At 72.9% G+C, this 15,721-nt stretch carries 14 protein-coding genes and 1 tRNA gene; 4 read left to right on the forward strand and 11 right to left on the reverse strand.

Going from position 1 to position 15,721, the window contains the following annotated elements; all coding sequences use genetic code 11:
• Positions 1 to 7 precede the first annotated feature (7 nt).
• From ACWDBB_RS07980 to ACWDBB_RS08025, 10 genes are all read right to left on the reverse strand, one after another.
• A complete protein-coding gene (locus tag ACWDBB_RS07980) occupies positions 8 to 1,096 on the reverse strand; it encodes a polyprenyl synthetase family protein (protein WP_402408534.1) in 1,089 nt (362 codons plus the stop codon).
• A gap of 191 nt (positions 1,097 to 1,287) precedes the next feature.
• A complete protein-coding gene (gene hpnE, locus ACWDBB_RS07985) occupies positions 1,288 to 2,721 on the reverse strand; it encodes a hydroxysqualene dehydroxylase HpnE (protein WP_449788750.1) in 1,434 nt (477 codons plus the stop codon).
• A gap of 127 nt (positions 2,722 to 2,848) precedes the next feature.
• On the reverse strand, positions 2,849 to 3,706 hold the full coding sequence (gene hpnD, locus ACWDBB_RS07990; protein WP_392915230.1) for a presqualene diphosphate synthase HpnD: 858 nt from the start codon (positions 3,704 to 3,706) through the stop codon (positions 2,849 to 2,851).
• 41 nt (positions 3,707 to 3,747) lie between these two features.
• Positions 3,748 to 4,710: a squalene synthase HpnC gene (hpnC, locus tag ACWDBB_RS07995; RefSeq protein ID WP_449788751.1), complete on the reverse strand. Its 963-nt coding sequence runs from the start codon at positions 4,708 to 4,710 to the stop codon at positions 3,748 to 3,750.
• Positions 4,711 to 5,011: 301 nt separating this feature from the next.
• Positions 5,012 to 5,821: an ABC transporter ATP-binding protein gene (locus ACWDBB_RS08000; RefSeq protein WP_449788752.1), complete on the reverse strand. Its 810-nt coding sequence runs from the start codon at positions 5,819 to 5,821 to the stop codon at positions 5,012 to 5,014.
• A complete protein-coding gene (locus ACWDBB_RS08005; RefSeq protein ID WP_449788753.1) occupies positions 5,814 to 6,755 on the reverse strand; it encodes an ABC transporter permease in 942 nt (313 codons plus the stop codon). The genes ACWDBB_RS08000 and ACWDBB_RS08005 overlap by 8 nt, the downstream gene beginning before the upstream one ends.
• A gap of 154 nt (positions 6,756 to 6,909) precedes the next feature.
• Positions 6,910 to 7,755, reverse strand: coding sequence for a glycosyltransferase family 2 protein (locus ACWDBB_RS08010; protein ID WP_449788879.1), 846 nt, complete (start codon positions 7,753 to 7,755; stop codon positions 6,910 to 6,912).
• Positions 7,756 to 7,805: 50 nt separating this feature from the next.
• Positions 7,806 to 8,543, reverse strand: a complete 738-nt coding sequence (locus tag ACWDBB_RS08015) for a CDP-alcohol phosphatidyltransferase family protein (RefSeq protein ID WP_392875814.1) — start codon at positions 8,541 to 8,543, stop codon at positions 7,806 to 7,808.
• Between the two features lie 91 nt (positions 8,544 to 8,634).
• Positions 8,635 to 9,696 (reverse strand): iron-containing alcohol dehydrogenase family protein, encoded by a 1,062-nt coding sequence (locus ACWDBB_RS08020; RefSeq protein ID WP_449788754.1) that lies wholly within the window; start codon positions 9,694 to 9,696, stop codon positions 8,635 to 8,637.
• Positions 9,684 to 10,439: a phosphocholine cytidylyltransferase family protein gene (locus ACWDBB_RS08025; RefSeq protein WP_449788755.1), complete on the reverse strand. Its 756-nt coding sequence runs from the start codon at positions 10,437 to 10,439 to the stop codon at positions 9,684 to 9,686. Before ACWDBB_RS08025 ends, ACWDBB_RS08020 begins: the two co-directional genes overlap by 13 nt.
• A 563-nt stretch (positions 10,440 to 11,002) precedes the next feature.
• Between ACWDBB_RS08025 and idi the strand changes: the two genes are divergently transcribed.
• Complete coding sequence (gene idi / locus ACWDBB_RS08030; protein ID WP_449788756.1) at positions 11,003 to 11,656, forward strand: isopentenyl-diphosphate Delta-isomerase; 654 nt, start codon at positions 11,003 to 11,005, stop codon at positions 11,654 to 11,656.
• A 107-nt stretch (positions 11,657 to 11,763) separates the two neighbouring features.
• Here idi and ACWDBB_RS08035 read toward each other — a convergent pair whose 3' ends face one another.
• Entirely contained in the window at positions 11,764 to 12,288 is a 525-nt protein-coding gene (locus tag ACWDBB_RS08035; RefSeq protein WP_449788880.1) for an ATP-binding protein, read from the reverse strand.
• Positions 12,289 to 12,767: 479 nt separating this feature from the next.
• On the opposite strand from ACWDBB_RS08035, the gene ACWDBB_RS08040 reads away from it, so the two are divergent.
• The 3 genes from ACWDBB_RS08040 (at position 12,768) to ACWDBB_RS08050 (ending at position 15,688) form a co-directional block, all read left to right on the forward strand.
• Positions 12,768 to 12,852 (forward strand) — tRNA-Leu (locus ACWDBB_RS08040).
• A 318-nt stretch (positions 12,853 to 13,170) separates the two neighbouring features.
• Positions 13,171 to 14,817, forward strand: a complete 1,647-nt coding sequence (locus tag ACWDBB_RS08045) for an APC family permease (RefSeq protein ID WP_449788757.1) — start codon at positions 13,171 to 13,173, stop codon at positions 14,815 to 14,817.
• A gap of 406 nt (positions 14,818 to 15,223) precedes the next feature.
• Positions 15,224 to 15,688: a DUF6624 domain-containing protein gene (locus ACWDBB_RS08050; RefSeq protein ID WP_449788881.1), complete on the forward strand. Its 465-nt coding sequence runs from the start codon at positions 15,224 to 15,226 to the stop codon at positions 15,686 to 15,688.
• Positions 15,689 to 15,721: the final 33 nt, after the last annotated feature.

Here is a 15,721-nt window from a genome sequence, read left to right on the forward strand (position 1 = left end):
CGTAACGTCACCTCTCTCGTACCACCACGAATTCGGCGAGTGCGACGAAGTGCTCCCGCACCTCGTCGGTCATGGGCACCTCGTCCAGGGCGGCGAGGGCAGTCGTGTGCTGGCGGCGGGCCTCCTCCTGGGTCCAGGCACGGCCGCCGGCCTCCTCGATCAGCGCGGCCCGGGCGGCGAGCTCGGGCTCGCTCTCCTCTCCACGTCCCTTCGGGTCGGCCAGCTGCTCGGCGAGCCGGCGCGAGGCCGCTCCGCCCTCGGCCAGCGCGGCGGCCACCGGCAGGGACTTCTTGCGCTGGCGCAGGTCCCCCCAGTGCGGCTTGCCGGTGACCTCGGTGGCGCCCCAGATGCCGAGCAGGTCGTCCACCGCCTGGAAGGCCAGGCCCAGGTGGTGGCCGTAGCGCTGGAGCGCGTCGGAGACCTTGTCGTCGGCGCCGGCCAGGACGGCGCCGATCGCCGAGGCGGCGGCCAGCAGTGCCGCCGTCTTGCCGCCCTCCATCTCCAGGCACTCGGCGACCGTGACGCTGTCGCGCTGTTCGAAGGCGACGTCCATCGCCTGGCCGTCGATCAGCCGGCGGGTCGCCGTGGTGAGCAGCCGCACGGCCCGCGCGGCGTCGGTGGCGCTCGTGCCGCCGGTCACCGCGGCGTCGAGCAGCACCTCCGTGCCGAGCGTCGCCAGGGCGTCGCCGACCAGGATCGCCTGGGCCGGCCCGAAGACCGTCCAGGCAGTGGCCCGGTGCCGTCGGGTCTCGTCACCGTCCATCAGATCATCATGCAGGAGGGAGAAGTTGTGCACCAGTTCAACCGCGACCCCGCCGGGCACCCCCACCTCGGCCGGCGCGCCCGCGGCCCGGGCGGACAGCAGCGCCAGCGCCGGGCGCACGGCCTTGCCGCCGTCCCCCGTCACCGGGGTGCCGTCGCGGTCGATCCAGCCGAAGTGGTAGGCGGCGACGGTGTCCATGGGTGCGGCCAAACGGGCGACGGCGGCCCGTAGCGGCGGGGTGCAGAGCGTACGGCTGCGGGCGAGCAGCTCCGGCACCGAGACCGGTTCGGCGTGCGCCGTGCCTCCGACGGCGAAGCCGGTGCGTGACTCCACGTGCGTTCCCTCTCCCTCGTGGTGCCGGACCGCACGGAGCGGCCGGGTGCTGTCGGCGCGGCTGGTGTCGAACCGAGTGCCAGTGCCAGTGGTACCGGGGCGGCCGTACGGGCCGTTGCCGGTGGTTGCGCCGATGCGCTCGACGGTACGCCCGTCGGTTCTGGCGGGCTCTCCGGTGTCGGGGCCCGCCGTCACCTGGGCCACCTCCCGTCGCCGCGGTCCACCGGCACCCGGGTGCCGGCCGCGGCCAGCGCGGCGTCGGCCGCGGCGTGGCCGCTGCGCACGGCCCCCTCCATGGTCGCGGGCCAGCCGGTGGCCGTCCACGAGCCGGCCAGCAGCAGACCGGGGACGTCGGTGCGGGCGCAGGGGCGCAGCGACCCGTTGCCCGGGGCCGGGTCGAAGGTCGCGGTGCGTTCCCGGGTGACGAAGAAGTCCAGCACCTCGGCGCGGGCCGCGGCCGGCAGCAGCCGGCCCAGCTCGGGCAGGTAGCGCCGGCGCAGTTCGGCGACCGGCAGGTCGATCTCGTCCTGCGCGGCGGACTGGGACAGCGCCAGGTACTGGGCGCCCGGGTGGGCGTGGCCCAGCGCGGTGGCGGCCAGACCGGAGTGCGCGGTGCGGTCGAAGACCCACTGGACCGGGGAACCGAGCGCGGCGAAGAACGGCCGGCGCAGCACCTTGCGGTCGTAGATCACGTGCACGTTGAGGATCGGCGCGGTGCCGAAGCCGGCCAGCCGCTCCTGCCCGGGGACCGCGTTCGGCGGCAGCAGCGCGGCCGCGCTGTCCTGGGCGCCGGCCAGCACGACGGTGTCGGCGGTGAGCAGTTCCCCGCCCTCCAGCCGGACGGCGTGCTGCGGGACGGCCGGCTTCAGCTCGGCCACCCGGGCCCGCAGCAGCACCCGGACGCCGGCCCGCTCCAGCTCGGCGAGCGCCCGGTCGTGGTGGATCGTGCCGAGCGGGACGGCGGCGACGCCGATGTCCGAGGCGCCCGGGTCGGAGAGCAGGCCGGTCTTGAAGACCATCCCGGCGAGCGCCAGCGACACCCGGTCGGCCCGGGCGTTCAGGGTGGCGACGCCGACCAGGTCCCACAGGGCGGCCTGGGTGGCGGCGTTCTGCCCGTTGCGGCGCAGCCACTCGCCGAAGGAGACCTCGTCCAGCGCCGGGTCGGCGAGGTCCAGGCCCCGCAGGGCGAGCGCGCCGCGGACCACCCGGGCGCGGTCGGCCGGGGACAGGTGCGGGTAGCGGGCCAGGCTTCCGGCCAGGTGCAGCGGGACGGGCAGGCCGGCCCGGCGCAGCCGGCCGAGGGTACGCACGGGGGCGGCCGGCGGCCCGGAGACGGAGAGCACCGGGATGTCGAGGCGGTCCTGGAGGTGGACCAGCCGGGTGGCGCCGAGGCGCTCCAGCAGGCCGCGGTAGGCGGTGCAGCAGCGCAGGTAGACGTGCTGGCCGTTGTCGACGGTCAGCTCGCCGCGCCGGAAGGAGAAGGCCAGTCCGCCGAGCCGGGGCCGTGCCTCGGCGAGGGTGACCCGGTGGCCCGCCTCGGCGAGGCGCAGTGCGGTGGTGATCCCGGCCAGCCCGCCGCCGACCACGACCGCGGCCGGGCGCGCGGCATCGGCTCGCCCGGTCATCGGTCCTCCCCCTCGCAGTCGGTGGACCGCCCGCGGGCGGTCGCTGAAGCCGGTCCTCGTTCGTTCAACACAAAACTATCCGCAGGTGGATCCGCGCTGACACAGCGTGACAGAACTCTCGCGAGAATCAAGAACGCCCCCCGGCGAGCCCGGAAAGCGCCACGTACGCCTTCTCCCAGCCCGGCAGCGAGACCCGGCCGCGCAGCACGGACTCCGGATCGGCGGCGATCCGGCCGAGCAGGCGGTGGTAGATCCCGGCCATCGCGGCGGTGCAGGCGCGGCTGCGGCGGTCGAGCATCGGCAGCAGCCGCAGGCCCTCCTCGAAGGCCGCCTGGGCGCGGGCGGCCTCGAAGGCCACCAGGCCGGTGAAGTCCGCGCCGACCGGCGGCTCGGGCAGGGCGAAGCCCTGCTCGCAGCCGAACCGGACCAGGTCCTCGCTCGGCAGGTAGGTACGGCCGTTGAGGGCGTCCTCGCGCAGGTCGCGCAGGATGTTGGTGAGCTGCAGCGCCAGGCCCAGGGTGTCCGCGTGGCGCGCCCCGAGCTCGGGGTCGTCGCAGCCGTAGACGCCCAGCGAGAGCCGGCCGATCGCGCCCGCCACGCAGCGGCAGTAGACCTTCAGCTCCTCGTAGGTCTGGTACTCGGCGCCCTTGAGGTCCATCTCGACGCCGTCGATCAGCTCGTCGAAGCCGCCGAGCGGGATCGGGAAGCGCCGGGCCGCGTCGGCCAGGGCGACCTTGATCGGGTCGGTGTCGTCCTCGGCGACCACCCCGGAGCGGACCTCGTCCACCAGTTCCCGGGTGCGCAGCAGCGCCTCGGCCTTGCGGTCGTCCGGAAGGTCGCCGTCGCCGATGTCGTCCACCCGGCGGGCCAGGGCGTACAGGGCCGACATGGCCAGCCGCTTGGGTTCGGGCAGCAGCCGGATGCCGTAGCTGAAGTTGCGCGCCTGCAGTCCGGTGACTGCCTCGCAGTACCGGTACGCCGCCATGACCTGGGCCGACGCCAGTGGTGATGCCGCCACGCGGGCGTTCACCTTCCCTTCGCGAAGATGGCCGCCGCCTTCGCTGCGAGGCGGCGCTTGTCCGGCCTCGCCTGCCGGGCGAGTACGTCGTACCCGGCGTCCTCGACGGCCGCCAGGGCCGCGTAGCCGCCTGCGGTGAATCCCGCGAGGAGCAGTCGAAGCCTCCCCCGAACCGTACCTACCAATGGTGCGCCGCGGTCGAGCAGGGTGCGGGCCCGCTCGGCCTCGAAGGCGATCAGCTCGCGGACCGCGCCGGAGGCGCGGGGGGCGGCCAGGTCCTCCTCGGTGACGCCGAAGCGGGCCAGGTCCTCGGCGGGCAGGTAGATCCGGCCGTGGGCCAGGTCCTCGGCCACGTCCTGGATGTGTTCGACCACCTGGAGGCCGCTGCACACGGCGTCCGACAGCTCGGTCCGCTCGGGGGTGGCGACGCCGGCGATGGCCAGCACGAGGCGGCCGACCGGGTCGGCGGACAGGGTGCAGTAGCCGAGCAGGTCCTCGAAGGTGGCGTAGCGGGAGGTGGTCTGGTCCACCCGGTTGGCCTCGATCAGACGGCGGAACGGCTCGGGGGTCAGGCCGTGCCGGTCCACCAGCGGGACGAGCGCGCTCAGCAGGGGGTGACGGGGGCGGTCCGTGGCGGCCGCGGAGCCGCCGGCGGCGCGCAGGGCCGCCTCGAACACCCGGTCGAGCTCCTGCTCCAGCCCGTCGAGCAGGGCGAGCCGGAAGGCGGTCTCCTGCGCGGTGGGCGGGGCGGAGTGGTCCGAAGGGGTGGCCGGGGGCGTCTGCTCGACCCCGAGCAGGCGGGCGGTGGCGGCCGGGTCGGCCAGGTCGCCGTCGCCGGCGTCGTCGACCAGGCGGGCGAAGCCGTACACCGCCATCAGGTCGTCGCGCCAGGCCGCGGGCAGGAAGAACGGGGCGACGGGGAAGTTCTCCGCGCCCGCCTTGTCGAGGGTGTCTCCCGCGGAACCGTTCACCGGCGTATCTCTGAGCTGGGCCGAAGCCGACACTGCTGTCACTCCCCCGTTCTACACCGCGTGGCAGGACCGGCCCGACTCGGACACGCGTCCGAGCGCGGGCGTCACGCAGGGCACACCGTCCCCGACACCACCAGGCTGACACGCCGGGCCGCGCGGGAGAAGACCGCCCCGCCCGGGGCACGGGGCGCTCGCGCCGCGGCGGCGGGCCGCCCGGCGCGCACGAGGGCGCGCGAGGGGCGCGCAGGACGAAGGGCCGGCCCCGGAGGATCCGGGACCGGCCCCTGCGGGAGTGCCGGAGCTACGGCCGCTCGCCGCGCTCGTAGCGCTGGACGACCTCCTCGGTCGGCCCGTCCATGACCAGCTCGCCGGCCTCGATCCATATGGTCCGCTCGCAGACCTCGCGGATCGAGTTGTTGTCGTGGCTGACCAGGAAGACCGTACCGGCGGACGCGCGCAGCTCGTCGATCCGCCGCTTGCTGCGCTGCTGGAAGGCCTGGTCGCCGGTGGCGAGGGCCTCGTCGATCAGCAGCACGTCGTGGGTCTTGGCGGCGGCGATCGAGAAGCGCAGCCGGGCGCCCATGCCGGAGGAGTAGGTGCGCATCGGCAGGGAGATGAAGTCGCCCTTGTCGTTGATGCCCGAGAAGTCGACGATGTCCTGGTAGCGCGCCTTCACCTGGGCCGGGGTCATGCCCATCGCCAGGCAGCCGAGGATGACGTTGCGCTCACCGGTGAGCTCGTTCATCAGCGCGGCGTTGACGCCCAGCAGCGAGGGCTGGCCGTTGGTGTAGATGCCGCCCTTCTCCGTCGGCAGCAGGCCCGCGATGGCGGCCAGCATGGTCGACTTGCCGGAGCCGTTGGAGCCGATCAGACCGATCGCCTCGCCCTTGTACGCGGTGAAGCTGATGCCCCTGACCGCGTGCACCTCGCGCACGCCGGAGGCGCGCTTGCGGCTGATGATGCGGCTCAGCGCCGAGGTGGCGCTGCCCTTGCCGGAGCCGGCGCCGTGCACCTTGTAGACGATGTGCACGTCGTCGACGACGACGGTGGGCTCGCGGGCCACGTCCGCGTCCGCAACGGCGGCGCTCGTGCTCAGGTCGATGTCAGCCACGGCCGTACTCCTCCTCTGCCTTCCAGAAGAAGACGTATCCGACGACGAACATGCCCACGCCCCAGGCGATGCCGTACGCCCACTGGTGCGGCGGGAGGGTCTGGTGCACCGGCTGGTGCGGGTTGTAGATGACCGGCGCGAAGGCGTGCCGCAGCAGGTCCATGTAGACCGACGCCGGGTTCGCCGACATCAGCGTCTGGATGTAGTGCGGCCAGTGGGTGATCTTGTCCTGGATGCTGAACATCACACCGGACAGGAACATCCAGGCGCGCATCACGAACGGGATGAGCTGGGAGATGTCGCTGGTCTTGGAGCCGATCCGGGCCATCACCAGGGAGATGCCGGTGTTGAAGAGCGTCTGCAGGAGCAGCGCCGGGATGATCAGCAGCCAGGTCCGGCCCGGGGTGACGCCGGCGGCGAGCACGGTGACGACCAGGACCACCATGGAGATCAGCAGCTGCTGGAGCTGGATCACGGTGAAGGCGATCGGGAGGCTGGCCCGGGGGAAGTGCAGCGCCCGGATCAGCCCGAGGCTGTCGGAGATCGCCCGGGTGCCGGTCTGCACCGCGTTCTGGGTGAACTGGAAGACGAACACGCCGATGCAGAGCCAGGCGATGTAGGTGTTGTCCGGGAAGCCCTGCTTGCCCGCCAGGATCACGCCGAAGACCAGGTAGAACACCGCGCAGTTGAGCAGCGGGGTCACCACCTGCCACAGCTGGCCGAGCTTGGCGTTGGTGTACTGGGCCACCAGGCGGGCGGTGGCGAAGGCCCAGATGAAGTGGCGCCGGGCCCAGAGCTGCTTGGAGTAGGCGAACAGGCCGGGACGGGCGCCGCTCACCTTCAGACCGTACTTGTCCGCAAGCTGCTTGGGGGTCAGGCCCGCGTCCGCCCCCCTGGGGGCCGAGAGGCTGACGGGTTCACTCACTGTCGACACATTCGTCCTTCACGCGGGATCGGTCGGGGCGGCCGGTCGGCGGGGTCCGCCGGTCTGCACCGATGGGGATCCACTGGGGTCTCGGGAGAGCCGGCCGGTGTGGGGACACCGGCCGCAGCGATCGATCATTCGATGCATATGTCATCAGATGCGATCAGATGATCGGTGGTCGGCCCAGCCTGGTCAGTCGCCAGACGGTACGCCACCGCATGGGCCGCCGCGGACCACAGGGTTCGCGCCAGCCCGCCCGGAATCCGCCCCACCAGGCCTTCAGCGCCTCCGGGGAGGGGCGGCGGGCCAGGGTCAGCAGGAACCAGGTTCCCAGATAGAGAGGCACCAACAGGGCCGGAAGGTTCCGCCTCGCGAGCCAGACCCGGTTGCGGGCCACGTTGTGGAAGTAGCTCGCGTGACGGGCGGGCGAGGTCGTGGGATGGTGCAGAACCACGTCCGCCCGGTAGTCGATGGCCCAGCCGGCGTCCAGCGCGCGCCACGCGAGGTCGGTCTCCTCGTGGGCGTAGAAGAACTCGGCGGGCAGCTGCCCGGCCTGCTCGAACACCTTGCAGCGCACCGCGCTCGCGCCGCCCAGGAACGTCGTCACCCGGGACGAGCGCAGCGGGTCGCTGGCGCGCAGCCGGGGGACGTGGCGGCGCTGGGTGACCCCGGTGTCCGGGTCGGCGATCCGGAAGGAGACGATGCCCAGCTCCGGATCGGCGGTGAAGGCCTCGCGCAGCAGGCGGGCCGAGTCGGTGCGCGGCAGGTTCCCGTCGTCGTCCAGGAAGAGGACGGCGTCGACCTCCGCGCCGTCCCGGCCGAACAGCTCGATGCCGACGTTGCGCCCGCCCGGGATGCCGAGGTTCTCCGGCAGCTCGACGCTGCGCACGCCCTCCGGCAGCGGGGGCAGCGTCACGCCCTGGCCGACCACGGCCAGCTCGACCGCCGGGCCCTCCTGGGCGCGGACGGCTTCGATCAGGGCGTTGAGCTCGGCGGGCCGGTTGCCCATGGTGATGATCACGGCGCCGAGGCGGAAGTCGTCCGCGGCCGTCCGCGCGTTCACCGGAGCCTGCTGGAGAGGACGATGCTCAGCAGGTGCAGCACGGTCTGGAGCATCGCGATCGCCGCCAGGACGACCACCGCGAGCCGGGTGAAGAGGAGTCCGCCGTGCACGGCGTCGGCGACGCCGGCGGCCAGGATGAACAGCGAGGCCTCGACCGCGCCGACCAGGCGGTGGAACTTCAGGAAGGAGGCCGCCCGGCGGGCCTTGGCGACGGAGGACGAGCGCGGCACCGAGGCGCTGTCCTCGACGGCCGTCAGGCCGCTGCGGGCCCGGGCCACGTCCACCAGGTCGGTCTCGGACTTGATCAGGATCGCGCCGAGCGCGGCCAGCGTGCCGAGGAAGGCCCACTCCCAGTGCGAGCCGGCCCCCTCGCGGTGCAGCAGGTCGGTGGCACGCAGGCCGAGGCCGGTCAGCAGCGCCGCCTCGGACATGTAGTGGCCGACCCGGTCCAGGTAGACGCCGGTGAGCGAGGTCTGCCGGCGCCAGCGGGCCACCTCGCCGTCCACGCAGTCCAGCAGCAGGTAGACCTGGATCAGCAGGGCGCCCAGGACGGCGCCCGCGACGCCCGGCACGACCAGCGCGGCACCGGCCAGGATGCCGGTGAACATCATCAGGTACGTCAGGCCGTTGGGCGTGATCGCCGTCATGGTGGACAGCACGCGGGTGATCCGCAGCGAGATCTTCCGCATGTACAGGCGTCCGGCCCAGTGCTCGGCGCTGCGGCGCTGGAGCATGCCCTCCGGGTGGATCACCGCGCGCAGCTCCTCGATCGAGGGCCGGCGGGTCAGGTCCACCGGGGGACGCCCGGCGCCCGCGGTGGAGGGGTCAGCTGTTGACGGCTTGGACATAGTCGGCGTACGCGTCCCTGATTGCGGAAGGGGAGAGGTCGAGGTGTTCGAGGATGGTGAAGCGCCCCGGTCGGGTGTTCGGAGCGTAGTGCACCGCTTCGGTGAACTCCGCCTCGCTGAAGCCGATCTGAGCGGCGGTCACCGGCAGTCCGTGGCTCGCCAGGCGCTCCACGATCAGACCGGTCAGCTCGCGCTCGCCCCGCAGGAAGCTGGCGAAGGCGGCGCCGAGGCCGACCTGCTCGCCGTGCTGGGCGGACCGCTTGGGGTACAGCACGTCCAGGGCATGCGAGATCTCGTGGCAGGCACCCGACGAGGGCCGGGTGCTGCCCGCGATGTTCATCGCGATGCCGGACAGTACCAGGGCCTCGGCCAGCGCCGTCAGGAGGTCCTGGTCCCGGGTGCTCCCCGGATGTCGCAGCAGGTTCTCGCCCGCCGAGCGGGCCATCGCCACGGCCAGCCCGTCCACCGGCTCGCCGGTCACCGCGTGTGACAGCTCCCAGTCCGCGCACGCGGAGATGTTGGAGACGACGTCGCCCACGCCGGCCGCCACGAAGCGCTGCGGGGCCTGCCGGATCACGTCCAGGTCGACCACGATGCCGATCGGGCTGGGCACCCCGTAGGAGCCGCGGCCGGCGTCGTTGTCCAGGGTGGAGACCGGCGAGCAGATGCCGTCGTGGGCCAGGTTGGTGGCCACCGCGACCAGCGGCAGGCCGACCCGGGCCGCGGCGTACTTGGCGGCGTCGATGATCTTGCCGCCGCCGAGGCCGACGATCGCGTCGTAGTGCCCGCCGCGCATCGCCTCGGCCAGCCGCACCGCGCTGTCCAGGCTGCCGTCGTCCACGTTGTACCAGTCGGCGCCGGGCAGGGCCGGCTCCAGGCGGCGGCGCATGGCCGAGCCGGAGCCGTTGCTGATCGCGACCGCGATCCGGCCCGAGGCCGACAGCCGCTGGTCCGCGAGGATGCCGCCGAGCGCGTCCAGCGCGCCCGGGCGGATCTCGACGAACAGCGGCGACGGGACCAGTCGGGTCAGTACCGGCACGCGATCTCCCGCGCCTTCGCCAGGTCGTCGTGGTTGTCCACCTCGACCCAGGAGACCTCGCCGATCGGCTGCACGTCGATCCGCAGGCCGCGGTTCACCATCTCCTGGTAGCCGTCCTCGTAGTACAGCTGAGGGTCGCGCTCGTAGGTGGCGCGCAGCGCGTCGGTGAGGTCGGCGGCGGCGGACGGGTTGATCACGGTGACGCCGATGTACTCGCCGGTCGCCTCGGCCGGCTCCATCAGCTTGGTGATCCGGCGCATCCCGGAGGCCGGGTCGACGACGACCTTCATCTCCTCGTCGGCGAGCTTCTTGACCGTGTCGAGGGCGAGCAGGATGCCGGGGGCGGTGCCGGCCTCGGTCAGTCGCCGGTTGCCCTCCAGCATGGTGCGCTGGACGGAGGCCGGGTGGACGGTGTCGCCGTTGGCGAGCAGCAGGCCCTCGGCGAACAGCTCGCGGGCGCACCAGAGCGAGTACGCGTTGTTCCACTCCTCGGCCTTGTCGTTCTCGACCAGGTGGAGCTTGACGCCGTACTTGCTCTCCAGGGCGTCCTTGCGGTCGTACACCGCCTCCTTGCGGTAGCCGACGACGATCGCGGCGTCGCTCAGTCCGACCTCGGCGAAGTTGCCGAGCGTGAGGTCCAGGACGGTCCGCTCCCCGTCGACCGGCACCAGCGCCTTGGGCAGGGTGTCGGTGTACGGGCGCAGTCGGCGGCCGGCGCCGGCTGCCAGAACGAGGCCGATCATGCGGGTCTCCTGATCCGTCGTGCTGTGCCCGGAAGGCCGTGCCGGAGGGCGGCGCCATTGGTCCTCGAGCCGGTGTTCGACCGGGCCGGGCGGCGGCGCGCCGGTGCCGGCACAGATCCGGGCACCGTGTCGTATGTGATGGTAGGCGACCAGGGCGACCGGCCAGAACGCGCCCGCGGGCCCGGACCGCAGGCCGGACGGCCCGCAGGAGGGCGGGCGGGGCGGCGGACGGAGCAGTGGCGGGGCGGCCGGGGGACCGCTGCGCCCCGCCCGGGGCGCGCTGAGGGACGCCGCGGAACGGTCGAACGGACTCCGAACGCACATAGGACGGTTCTGCGAATCCCTGACCCTTACAGAGACTTCCCGGGCCCTTCTCCGGCCGGTTTCCGACGCCTCCAGGTCATGATCCGTCCGGTTGTGCGTGGTACCCCTGCCGAGTGCCACCCATACGGCAGACTGGACCCCGACGTCGGCGCCGGTGCCCAAGCTGTGTCCGCCGCACACCACCCGGTGCGTCGGAGACGCCCGATGCTCCCGTTGCTCCCGCTCCCGAAAGAGGCCCCATGCCCCAGAGTCTGCCGACCGACCCGACGCACTTCGCCGCCGACATCGACACCGGTCTCGACGTGGAGACCGATGTGACGGTCGACGCCCGGGCCGCCGGCTCCGCCCCGGCCGGCGCCGAGATCCTGCTGGAACTGGTCGACGACGAGGGCGTCACCATCGGCACCGGCGAGAAGCTCTGGGCCCACCAGCAGCCGGGCCGGCTGCACCGGGCCTTCTCGGTCTTCCTGTTCGACCGCCAGGGCCGGCTGCTGCTCCAGCGCCGGGCACTGGGCAAGTACCACTCCCCCGGCGTCTGGTCGAACACCTGCTGCGGCCACCCGTACCCGGACGAGCCGCCGTTCGTCGCCGCCGCCCGGCGCACCGCCGAGGAACTGGGCGTCGCACCGGCGCTGCTGTGCGAGGCGGGCACCGTCCGCTACGACCTGCCGGACGAGGCGTCCGGGCTGATCGAGCGGGAGTGGAACCACCTGTTCGTGGGACTGGTCACCGCTCCGGTCGAGCCGGCCCCGGAGGAGGTGGACGACGTCGCCTTCGTGACCGCGCAGGAACTGCGGGAGCTGCGGGCGGAGCGGCCGTTCTCGGTCTGGTTCGAGACGGTCTTCGAGGCCGCGCTGCCGGGCATCCGGGAGATCGCCGGGAGGGACTGGTAGTCGTCCGGTAGCCGTCCGGCGGCTGGGGCCGCCGCGGTGGACGGCCCGGCCCCCGCGGTGGACGGCCCGGCCGCTCCGGTCGGCGGCCTGGTCCGCCGTCCGGCCGGTCAGTGTCCGGGCTCCGGGGGGACGGGCAGCGAGGCCCAGATGACCTTGCCGCCCTCCCCCGTGTGTTCGACGTCGCACACCCCGCCGGCCTGCAGGGTGACGCTCTTCACCAGCAGCAGGCCGCGCCCGCCGGTGCTTCCGGTGTCGTTCTCCAGCGCCTTCGGCCGGTACGGATCGCCGTCCGCGACCGACACGCGCACCCAGGCCCGGTGCACCGACAGCTCGGTGACCACCTCGGGCGACAGCTCGGCGGCGTGCGTCACCGCGTTGCTCACCAGCTCCGAGACGATCAGCAGCAGGTCGTCCACCAGCTCCTGGTAGCGCACCCCGTTCAGGCCCTGCGCCAGCAGGCGGTCGCGCACCGCGTGCCGGGTCACCGGCACCGAGGCCTCGGTGGCGGGCGCAGGGAAGCGCCACACGCCCTCGGCGGGGCCCGCGGAGGCCCGGGTCCCGCCGGAGCCCTCCGCCCGCCCACCGCGTCTCGGTTCGGCCTTCGCCGCTCCGCTGATCTGCTCCACGTCCAGCCGCCCTTCGTCCGCGACCCGGGAATCAGGCGATCCGCTTCATGGCGCCCTCGGTCCACAGAGGCTAGGAGAGCCGCCGCCACGGCCGTGGCACCGTCGACAAGTTGCCCGTGTCGGATCGGTTCCGGCCTCAACCGACCGCGGACGGGACGGGAGTCGACCGGTTGCTTCGCGGACACCACCGGTTCGATCCGGATTCGAGCGTGTTGGCCGGGCGTACCAACCTGTGCGGGCGCCGTGCGGGGCGGGTGTCCTGCGGGGCCGGTGGTGTGGGGCGGGTGATGCGGGGCGGACCGTGGCGGGGCGGGCGGTGGCGGGGCGGGCGGTGGCGGGGCGGGCGTCGCGGCCCCCGTTGCCCCCCACCGGGGCGTCCGGCGGGGTGGCCCCGAGGAAGCGCTGGTGAGGAGCACTCCAGAACCCTGGTAATGTTCTCTTTGTCGCCGAGGGGGCGAGGAAAGAGCCCCCGAAGCACACACCCGGTCCGGGTGGCGGAATGGCAGACGCGCTAGCTTGAGGTGCTAGTGCCCTTTATCGGGCGTGGGGGTTCAAGTCCCCCCTCGGACACAGCCGAAATTCCCCGTGGAAGCCGAGAGGCTCCACGGGGAATTTCGTTTTTCCGGCCCGCCCCATTTCGTCGGGCCGGCCCGATCATCATTCCCGGCCACCGCCGCCCCCTTCCGGGCGTTGTGGCGTCCGTCTCCTCGCCGGTCCGCACCGACCCGGGAAGCCGGACACGAGATGGCAACAATCGGACGGTCTGAGCTTCCTCTGAGGTTTTCGCCCGTTTTCGGACATAGGCTGCTCTCCGTTTGCTGAAATACCGGCTCAAAATCGCAAAAACACGACACCACCCGATGAACCACGAGCGAGAGGACCGATACGTTGAGTGAGCCCGAATCGTCGACGGCATCACACCAGAACTACCGCCGATCGCTCGGCACGATCAGCCTGACCGCGGTCGGGCTGGGATCGATCATCGGATCCGGCTGGTTGTTCGGTGCCGAGCGGGCCGCCAAGCTCGCCGGACCCGCCTCGATCCTCGCCTGGGTGATCGGCGCCGCGGTGGCGCTGACCATCGCGCTCACCTACAGCGAGCTGGGCTCGATGTTCCCCAAGGCCGGCGGCATGGTCCGGTACGGCCAGTACTCGCACGGCTCGCTGGCCGGCTACCTGGCCGCCTGGGCCAACTGGATCGCCATCGTCTCGGTCATCCCGGGTGAGGCCACCGCCTCCGTCCAGTACATGAGCTCCTGGGACTTCGGCTGGGCGAAGGGGTTGTACGACGGCAAGGAGTTGACCCTCAGCGGCGTGGCACTCGCCAGCGTGCTGCTGCTCGTCTACTTCGCCCTCAACTGGTTCGCGATCACGCTGTTCGCCAAGACCAACACCGCGATCACCGTCTTCAAGGTCGTCGTGCCGACGCTGACCGCCGGCGCGCTGCTCTTCGCGCACTTCGACACCTCGCACTTCACCGACCACGGCGGCTTCGCGCCGAACGGCTGGAGCGCGGTGTTCACCGCCGTCGCGGTCTCCGGGATCGTCTGGGCCTTCAACGGCTTCCAGTCCCCGCTCAACATGGCCGGCGAGGCCCGCAACCCCGGCAAGTCGCTGCCGAAGGCCGTCATCGGCTCGATCCTGATCGCCCTGGTGATCTACGTCGCGCTGCAGATCGCCTTCCTCGGCGCCATCCCGGGCGGCGACCTGGCGAACGGCTGGAGCAACCTCGCCTACACCTCGCCGCTGGCCGACCTGGCCATCGCCTGGGGCCTCAACTGGCTGGCGATCACGCTGTACGCGGACGCCTTCATCTCGCCCTCCGGCACCGGCATGATCTACGCCGCCACCACCTCGCGCATGATCCACGGCGTGCAGGAGAACGGCCACCTGCCGAAGGTCTTCGGCCGGGTCGACGCCAAGACCGGCATCCCGCGCCCGGCGCTGGTGCTCAACCTGGTGGTCGCCTTCATGTTCCTCGCCGTCTTCCGCGGCTGGGGCTCGCTGGCCGAGATCGTCTCGGTGGCCACCGTGATCTCGTACATCACCGGCCCGGTCGCCGTGATGGCGCTGCGCCGCCTGGCCCCCGACCTGCCCCGGCCGGTGCGGCTGCGCGCCATGCCGGTGATCGCCCCGGTCGCGATGGTGTTCGGCTCGCTGGTGCTCTACTGGGCCCGCTGGCCGCTCACCGGCAAGGTCATCCTGCTGATGGCCGCCGGTCTGCCGATCTGGGCCTGGTACGAGCTGCGCAAGCCGTTCGCCGAGCTGAAGCCGCACCTGAAGGCGGGCGCCTGGATGGTCGCGTACCTGTTCGTGATGGCCGGCGTCTCCTGGGCGGGCAGCGCCGACTTCGGTGGGCACGGCTACCTGCCGGAGGGCTGGGACCTGCTGATCGTCGCCGCGATCGGGCTGGCGTTCTACCGCTGGGGCGTCGCCAGCGCCTGGGCCAACCCCTCGCTGGCCGCGGTCCGCGAGGAGATCGCGCAGGCCGAGGGCGCCGCTCCGGTCGACGCCGCGGAGGCCTCGCGGGTCTGAGGCGGAGACGGGCGGGCGCATGAACGCGCCGGCTCACGGTGAAGGGCCGGTCGGATTCGTCCGACCGGCCCTTCGGCGTCCCTGGGGAGGGTGCGCGGTGCGCTCCGTTCCCGGTGTGGATCCATTCTGCCGCGGGCGGCACCCCCGGGTCACCGTCTTCGGGGATGATCTTCGTCGCGATGTCCGCGCCTAGCGTGGTGGCGGGCGGCCCTCGGTGGGAGGGCCCGGGCCGGAGGAGCGGATCGGCATGGCGGACGTACGGCGGCGGGACGGCCAGGCGGGGGCGGCTCCGGGCGGGGAGCCTGTCGAGGGGGCAGGCGCGCGGGCGGTCGAGGGAGCAGGCGCGGGGACAGGCGCGGGGGCGGTCGAGGGAGTGGCCGGGCGGCTGGCCGCGGAGCTGACCGGGATGATGGCCGAGGACGGCGCGGCCGCCCGGTTCGCGAACAGCCCCGACCTGGCCGAGCAGGCGGCGTGGCGGCGGCTCACCGTCCGGCACGGGGACCGGCTCGCGGAGATCATGACGGCGCACGGCTGGCCGACCGAGCAGGCCGTCGGCCCCGAGGCCGCCCGGGCGGCCTGGCTGGTGGCGCAGCACGCGGACCGGCAGCTCGACGTCCAGCGGCGGGCGGCGGCGCTGATGGCCGAGGCCGTCGCCCGGGGCGAGGCGAGCGCCCGCGACCTGGCTTTCCTCGAGGACCGGCTGGCGGTCAACGAGGGGCGGGAGCAGCGCTACGGAACGCAGATCGGCGCGGTGGCGGAGGGCCGCCCGGTGCCGTGGCCGTGCGAGGAGCCGGAGCGGCTGGACGAGCGGCGGGCGGAGGTGGGCATCGAGCCGTTCGACGAGTACACCGCACGGTTCGCTCCGAGGTAACCGTCCGGTCCGCTCGGAGGTAACCGTCCGGTC

This window comes from Kitasatospora sp. NPDC001095 (assembly GCF_053598615.1).

Excerpts from the sequence above, each read along its gene's own strand:
- hpnE (WP_449788750.1), bottom strand. The coding sequence starts at position 2,721 with ATGACCGGGCGAGCCGATGCCGCGCGCCCGGCCGCGGTCGTGGTCGGC.
- hpnD (WP_392915230.1), bottom strand. The coding sequence starts at position 3,706 with ATGGCGGCGTACCGGTACTGCGAGGCAGTCACCGGACTGCAGGCGCGC.
- ACWDBB_RS08010 (WP_449788879.1), bottom strand. The coding sequence starts at position 7,755 with ATGGGCAACCGGCCCGCCGAGCTCAACGCCCTGATCGAAGCCGTCCGC.
- ACWDBB_RS08015 (WP_392875814.1), bottom strand. The coding sequence starts at position 8,543 with ATGCTCCAGCGCCGCAGCGCCGAGCACTGGGCCGGACGCCTGTACATG.
- ACWDBB_RS08025 (WP_449788755.1), bottom strand. The coding sequence starts at position 10,439 with ATGATCGGCCTCGTTCTGGCAGCCGGCGCCGGCCGCCGACTGCGCCCG.
- idi (WP_449788756.1), top strand. The coding sequence starts at position 11,003 with ATGCCCCAGAGTCTGCCGACCGACCCGACGCACTTCGCCGCCGACATC.
- ACWDBB_RS08050 (WP_449788881.1), top strand. The coding sequence starts at position 15,224 with ATGATGGCCGAGGACGGCGCGGCCGCCCGGTTCGCGAACAGCCCCGAC.